The 6,004-nt window shown below is 36.9% G+C and carries 10 protein-coding genes; 4 read left to right on the forward strand and 6 right to left on the reverse strand.

What is annotated here, in order from left to right:
- The 6 genes from ACFIME_RS08560 to ACFIME_RS08585 form a co-directional block, all read right to left on the reverse strand.
- Nucleotides 1-571: ERF family protein (locus ACFIME_RS08560; RefSeq protein WP_375684797.1), on the reverse strand; the 571-nt coding region annotated here is incomplete at its 3' end.
- Between the two features lie 154 nt (nucleotides 572-725).
- On the reverse strand, nucleotides 726-1,256 hold the full coding sequence (locus ACFIME_RS08565; RefSeq protein ID WP_375662311.1) for an antA/AntB antirepressor family protein: 531 nt from the start codon (nucleotides 1,254-1,256) through the stop codon (nucleotides 726-728).
- 362 nt (nucleotides 1,257-1,618) lie between these two features.
- Entirely contained in the window at nucleotides 1,619-2,377 is a 759-nt protein-coding gene (locus ACFIME_RS08570) for an antA/AntB antirepressor family protein (RefSeq protein WP_375662310.1), read from the reverse strand.
- A gap of 9 nt (nucleotides 2,378-2,386) precedes the next feature.
- Nucleotides 2,387-2,722: a Rha family transcriptional regulator gene (locus ACFIME_RS08575; protein WP_375684798.1), complete on the reverse strand. Its 336-nt coding sequence runs from the start codon at nucleotides 2,720-2,722 to the stop codon at nucleotides 2,387-2,389.
- A gap of 290 nt (nucleotides 2,723-3,012) precedes the next feature.
- Nucleotides 3,013-3,387: a hypothetical protein gene (locus ACFIME_RS08580; RefSeq protein WP_375684799.1), complete on the reverse strand. Its 375-nt coding sequence runs from the start codon at nucleotides 3,385-3,387 to the stop codon at nucleotides 3,013-3,015.
- Nucleotides 3,388-3,550: 163 nt separating this feature from the next.
- Nucleotides 3,551-4,201, reverse strand: coding sequence for a S24 family peptidase (locus ACFIME_RS08585; RefSeq protein WP_004854224.1), 651 nt, complete (start codon nucleotides 4,199-4,201; stop codon nucleotides 3,551-3,553).
- Nucleotides 4,202-4,251: 50 nt separating this feature from the next.
- On the opposite strand from ACFIME_RS08585, the gene ACFIME_RS08590 reads away from it, so the two are divergent.
- From ACFIME_RS08590 to ACFIME_RS08605, 4 genes are all read left to right on the forward strand, one after another.
- On the forward strand, nucleotides 4,252-4,569 hold the full coding sequence (locus ACFIME_RS08590; protein ID WP_375684800.1) for a hypothetical protein: 318 nt from the start codon (nucleotides 4,252-4,254) through the stop codon (nucleotides 4,567-4,569).
- A gap of 18 nt (nucleotides 4,570-4,587) precedes the next feature.
- Entirely contained in the window at nucleotides 4,588-4,956 is a 369-nt protein-coding gene (locus ACFIME_RS08595) for a hypothetical protein (RefSeq protein ID WP_375613947.1), read from the forward strand.
- 123 nt (nucleotides 4,957-5,079) lie between these two features.
- Nucleotides 5,080-5,397, forward strand: a complete 318-nt coding sequence (locus ACFIME_RS08600) for a dATP/dGTP diphosphohydrolase domain-containing protein (protein WP_375613946.1) — start codon at nucleotides 5,080-5,082, stop codon at nucleotides 5,395-5,397.
- 8 nt (nucleotides 5,398-5,405) lie between these two features.
- Nucleotides 5,406-5,831: a hypothetical protein gene (locus ACFIME_RS08605; protein WP_375684801.1), complete on the forward strand. Its 426-nt coding sequence runs from the start codon at nucleotides 5,406-5,408 to the stop codon at nucleotides 5,829-5,831.
- Nucleotides 5,832-6,004 lie beyond the last annotated feature (173 nt).

The raw sequence follows: 6,004 nt of genomic DNA on the forward strand, positions 1-6,004 counted from the left end.
AAGAGATACCCGCAAGAAGTGTTATTCCATCTGTATCGTCTTCTTTTCTTGCAACATTAAGAAGCATGCCTAAGAGATATCTACGTGCGTAGCTTATAGTAGAACCAACCGCTTGTGTGTTATTTTTGCTTCCCGTAGCATCAATGGGAAATGTTCCTTGTGTTGATATTTCATTGCCCGATATATGCTTTAAAGTCATTTCTACAGTTATGTCATTTGAACTCTGGTCTTTGATACGAGAGAACAAGGCAAAGTGATGTTTTGCAAGAGGTTCTTTGATTGCATCAATATATTTATCAAGCGTTGTATAGAGGCTTTTAGTATGTGTATTAATGGCATTTTGTTCGATATTTTTATATTCCACTTGTATAGTAGAAAGATCACGGACAAAGTTTTGACGCTCTTGTCGTTCTATCTCCTTTTCTCGCAATTCAAGAAGACGCTTGAGACGATCCATATCGACATCATTTTCTAAAGCTCTTTCTAAAATAAGCTCCATAGCTGTAGGTTTGATTTCACAATCGTTCGTTTTTTCCACTAATTCCGTTTGTGTGGTACTTAGTTCACTCATCTTGATTTCCTCCTATTTGAGCGCAATTCCCCCGTGGCGTGAATCACGCTGGTGTTTAAAAGTTGGTTGGTTGTTACAATCCTGTTTCTAGAGACTGTATGATATTGACCACCTCCCCGTCTGAAAAGACGAGGAAATGAAATCATATTTTAAACTAAGCAGCTTTTACGACAGATCTTTCTAAGACCTGTTTTGCTTCTTTAATGAGGGCTTTATATTTTCTGTTCTCTTCATCCACTCTGAAAGCATCAATAAGACGCATATGAATTGGACCCAAAAGATACAAAACTTTTTCACCAGCGTTCATACCCTCCCAATAGCTTGGCAAATCAAAGCGTGTATCATTATCATAATCAACCGCTTGGCTTCTTAGTTTCTTCTCACATTCAATAAAGTAACGGCGTGCTTGACGTCCTTTCTCATTGCGTTCGACCATTGAGAGCTCTTTCGCCATGTCTAATGTGAGATGGTACTCTGTCATGTTTACATTTTGACGCTCCCCCGTTTTGGGGAACGTTAGAATATAGTCTTTTGTGTGAACAAATTTATATGTTTTTATGCGGTTTTTAATCCATGTCGTAAAGTCGCGACCTACTTCTAAAAATGTATGCAATTCGCGTGCATTAATGGTTTGAACAGTTTCCTGATCAATGATTTGTTCTGTAATTTTAATAAGAGTGTTCATAATGAACTCCTATCGATTAGAGGTTTTTCATTGACATCCAATAAAGGATGCCGGGTGCTGAAAAACACGGTCGATAGTCCGTCGTTACGCTTTCCCCATAAAGGGTATTGTATAGCGTAACTACACCCGACAAAGCCATTATATGCGTGTAACATACAATGAGTCAAAGCCTTTAATGTGCGGAGAAAAGATTGTTTCGGCAATCTATCCGCTATCGATTCAAGGTGTTTTTCAAGCACCTGATTCGACAATAGACATACTGATATTATATTGTCAATTAAAAAGTTTGAAAATTGACGCAAATAAATCATATCGATTTTATCAGTAAATTCGTATTTCTTTTCCATTATTGCATTCCTTAATTAATGCATGCTTTGTCTTTTAAGCTCTTGAGACAGCGCACCTATTCCTTTTGCTGTGATTTTTGCGCAAGGAATGACTTTTTCTATTCCACTTGCGGTTTGAAGCGTGATGGTTGGACAATCCATAAGTTGCTTTTGGATTTTATCTTGATACGGTAGCAAATTTCCACCTGCTGCTCGTCTGTAAATCCAACCTTTTTTCTGTAAGAAGAGAATGAACTGTTTTGGTTGCATCTCGAGTATTTTAGCAGCTTCTGTAAGACCGAAGAGTCCATTATGACGCTGTAAGCTTTCAAGAGCCATGGCTTTTGGTGTTAAATCTTCAATGATGATGTCTTTTTGATCTATTTGACCTTGTAGGTAATTCAAAAAACCAATCATAGCCTTTGGACTTGAATAGTCGATTTGTGGTGTTACTACTTGCTTTACACGCTTTTCACATTCGATAAAGTATAAACGGGCTTCTCTCCCTTTCTGATTGTTCTCAAGCATAGAAAGTTCTTTGGCTCTATCGAGTGTGAGATAGTAGTTAATCGCGATAACAGCCCTAGATTTTGCGCTCGCCAAATTTGGCGACCGCAAATCTTGTGTTTTTATAAAATCTTGTCCTTCTATAAAATTGTATCTGGTAATACGGTCCTTAATCCAATTGGAAAAGTCACGTTTTGCCTCTAAGAATGCATGCAGATCACGTGCATTTACTGTCTGAACTATTTCCTGATCAATGATTTGTTCTTTAATCTCTATGAGAGTATTCATGATGAACTCCTATGCAATCTGTTTAATTTTATTTTTAAGATGCATCATGATAGCTGCTCGTATTTCAGGTCTCGAAAAATCGATTTGGGGATTAGCTGCTTGCTCTTCTAATTTTTTCCAATAATCTATGATTTTTGCGCGTAACACAGTGTTATAACCTAAAATGACAATAAGAGATTCACGTTTAGGAAGATGATAACAAGGAAGAGTACGACCTGTTGAATCTTTGTATAATCCAGCAAAATTACTCAGGTCGATTTTAAGTTCGCTAAATAGTTTACGAATATCTTGCATTACATGGCCATGTCTTTTACCGCATAACTCTGCAATTTCAATGCTAGACATGGTTGGAATTGTTTCGTGTTTGTTTGTATTTTGCTGGATAGCAATTAGCTTTTCCATTACGGACCTCATATTGGGTGGGATTGATGAATGAAAGGGGGCGCTTTTAAAAGCGCTCTTTAGAATTTTTAAAGCACATCACAAGGACGCAAACGGTGTTGTTGTTCGTAAGTACCGTAAANCGTGAGATATCCTTCACTATGAATATGAGTATCATGTGTGGTCATAAGTTTACTCTAATCAATTATTGATGGGAAAAAGGGAGGCGCTTTTAAAAGCGCCCTTTAGAATTTTTAAAGCACATCACATGCACGCAAACGGTGTTGTTGTTCATAAGTACCGTAAATCTCATCATTATATTTTTCGTCTGCGATCTCGTCTAAAAGTTCTTGGTAAGCATCACTTTCGAGTACAAAGTCATGAACTTTACTCTCCTCGTGGAGATGTTCGATATTTTCTTTTACATATGCTTCTGCAATTTCTTCAGAGATATCTTCACAATTATTCTCAGAAGGATTGATGCGAAAGATTTGGATTGCATCATCTGCCTCGTCAATAATTTTTAGAACTTGGCTTTCATCCAGTGGTCCCGACCGACCAATGTTTTGATCATCATCATAGACAACTAATAAGATTTCATCAGAATTTATAAGAATTGGCTTATCCATAATTTTTCCTCCCTAACGCCTCTTGGCGATTGTTTGTGCGTGGTTTATGGATACCAATGTAGCGATTTTAAAAACAAAGTCAACAAAAAAATGTAGCGATTTTAAAAATTTTTAAAAGTAATAAACTAAAGGCTTGCTTGAAGAGAAGTATAAAAATATTAACTCATATTCTGGCTGGCTTAATCCAGTCGATAGGTGCACACCATTCTAATTCTACATCTACGATATCAGCATATTTTCCATTTATACTGGATAAAACCCATTTCCCTTTTTCTTTCCCTAGACGTAATACTTTGATGTAAACTTTTCCACATTTAGTTTTTATGATGGCGCGGTTGTTAATAAGATCCTCTGGTGGCAAATGATAGGAATAAAAAAGAAGGCTTCCTTCTTCAATGGCTGGAAACATAGAATCACCTACCACGCGAACAGCAACAGTTCCTTTAGGAGCAGATGGCGGGGCTTCTACTTCTTCTAGACAACCAGAATCTATTGCGATTATTTCTCCTCCGGCTCCTACAGATCCGATCAAAGGAACTAAGTGATTAGTGGGAATAGAAGCACCTGTAAGCTTTGATATTTCTAATAATTCTCGAGCAGAAATATCTCTTGTTCCTTTTAGCATTTTATTGACGGCAGCACGATCTATCGAGCGACCTAAAGAAGCGGTTAGCTGTCTTGAAAGCTCTGATTGGCTTAATCCAGCTTCAGATAAGGCATTTTGCAACCATTGTGAGATACTTATTGTCATATCTTTATTGTAGGTACGTTGTATACAATCGTCATTTTCTAATTTAGCAACATGTGGTTTCATTATTAATTTTCCTTCTTGACATTGTTTTTATAATCGCTACATAATGTGCTATGAAACAATTTTCGGAAATAATAAATCTATTAGGTGGGGTTCGTAGGGTATCTCAGTTGCTTGGGGTTCATAGAACACGCGTGTACGTCTGGCTCCGTCCTGTATCAAAAGGTGGAACTGGTGGGAGAATTCCAACAAAACATATCCCAATTCTTTTGAATGAAGCCAACAGAATTGGAGCACCGATTAAGGCAGAAGACTTTTTCTCGTTTTTTTATAGGACGCAATCATGTGATTCTAAATTATCTTCACAATCTACTTTTATTGCTGCCCCTACAGATAATAACGAACAGCAACAGCATCATTCACACTCTTAAAGAAGAAAGAAAGTAAAGATGGATTATGGTTTAGCGGCAATTATTATACTTTTTACGACCAATGTAATTACGGTTTTTTGTTTGTGGGCCTATCGTAAAGTTTTTTATTTATATCGTAAAAAAGAGCAAAGCTATGTAAATGTTTTGCAAAAATCATATTATACTTTTTATATTTTGAAAGATTTAATACAGGAAATAGGTTTTCCAGAAGGCTGTACAATCGTTTTTAATAATTCTGATTGGAATTTTTCTTTTGATGAAAACAACCATTTAATAGCCAAAAATTCTTTAGGACCAGAATTGTCCATAAAGATGCATGGCGACACAAAATATTTCAAAGAAAACTCTCAAAAAATTTTTGAAAAACACAATCGGTCCAAACATTAAATGTAACGAGATGAGGCATGCAGTGTATTTTTGAATTGAGTAAGTTCATTTTTTTTAATTTATGACTAAACGCTCTGTCATAGCAAACATATAAATACGTAGAGCCTTAAGGGGGGGATAATCATGGTTTTTAAAGCACATAAGAATGACATTGGTAAACCGCGTGTTGATCTTATTCCACCGTTGACACTGATTGAAATCGGTAGAGTTTTAGAGCTTGGAGAAAACAAATACGGTGCAAGCAATTGGCGTCATGGCATGAATTGGAGCCGTTTGTATGGAGCTTCTTTACGTCATTTATTAGCATGGTTTGGTGGAGAGAATAAGGATGGCGAGAGTAATTTATCACACTTGGCACATGCGGCTTGTTGCATTCTTTTTTTAATGGAATGCGAGGCAAAACGGATTGGCCGAGATGACCGCCCTAAAAGCAAAGAATAGAGATCAGAATGAGTTCGAATGAGATTTTAATAGCGGGCTTGGTAGTTTTGGGAGCTTTGCTTGTATGCGGAGCGATGTTGCGTGTTGTATTTTATTATCGCAACAAAGTCAAAGTTCTTAAAGAGCAGGTCTTGACTTTAAAAAGCAGCATAAAAACTCTTGATGAAGAATACGCGTGGTCAAGAAGTGCATCTTCAAAGGACGTGGCAAAGAGAACTAGTGATCTGAATATTGCAATTAAAGAACGCGATAGAGCGATAAAAGAACTACAACAAAGGACTGAAGAACATGAAAAGGCATTCAGAGATGTAAGTGAAGTAGTGATGGCACTAAAAGCAGATGTTCAATCACGTGACGAGGAAATTGAAAGACTAAGACAAGAGCTTAAGCAGCGTGAAGGTGCAGTAAAAACGCCGCCTCATAAGAAGAAATGATTAAGGCGGTATGTGCAAAAGGACATGTGCCTAAAGATGACAACGAAGCAGATGCTTTAGCAATTTTATATTTAATGAAAGAAGGGGATATACATGTCTAATGGTATGCCATGGATAAGATTCCATTTGTATGACTGGATAAGTGGTACAAATGGAATGACATCTGAACAAAG

The sequence above is a fragment of the Bartonella sp. AP1QHHD genome (assembly GCF_042196265.1).
Taxonomy (GTDB): Bacteria; Pseudomonadota; Alphaproteobacteria; order Rhizobiales; family Rhizobiaceae; genus Bartonella.

Bases quoted from the DNA above. Each gene is read 5' to 3' on its own strand.
- ACFIME_RS08570 (WP_375662310.1), bottom strand. From the start codon at position 2,377: ATGAATACTCTCATAGAGATTAAAGAACAAATCATTGATCAGGAAATA.
- ACFIME_RS08580 (WP_375684799.1), bottom strand. From the start codon at position 3,387: ATGGATAAGCCAATTCTTATAAATTCTGATGAAATCTTATTAGTTGTC.
- ACFIME_RS08575 (WP_375684798.1), bottom strand. From the start codon at position 2,722: ATGTCTAGCATTGAAATTGCAGAGTTATGCGGTAAAAGACATGGCCAT.
- ACFIME_RS08590 (WP_375684800.1), top strand. From the start codon at position 4,252: ATGAAACAATTTTCGGAAATAATAAATCTATTAGGTGGGGTTCGTAGG.
- ACFIME_RS08585 (WP_004854224.1), bottom strand. From the start codon at position 4,201: ATGAAACCACATGTTGCTAAATTAGAAAATGACGATTGTATACAACGT.
- ACFIME_RS08595 (WP_375613947.1), top strand. From the start codon at position 4,588: ATGGATTATGGTTTAGCGGCAATTATTATACTTTTTACGACCAATGTA.
- ACFIME_RS08565 (WP_375662311.1), bottom strand. From the start codon at position 1,256: ATGAACACTCTTATTAAAATTACAGAACAAATCATTGATCAGGAAACT.
- ACFIME_RS08600 (WP_375613946.1), top strand. From the start codon at position 5,080: ATGGTTTTTAAAGCACATAAGAATGACATTGGTAAACCGCGTGTTGAT.
- ACFIME_RS08605 (WP_375684801.1), top strand. From the start codon at position 5,406: ATGAGTTCGAATGAGATTTTAATAGCGGGCTTGGTAGTTTTGGGAGCT.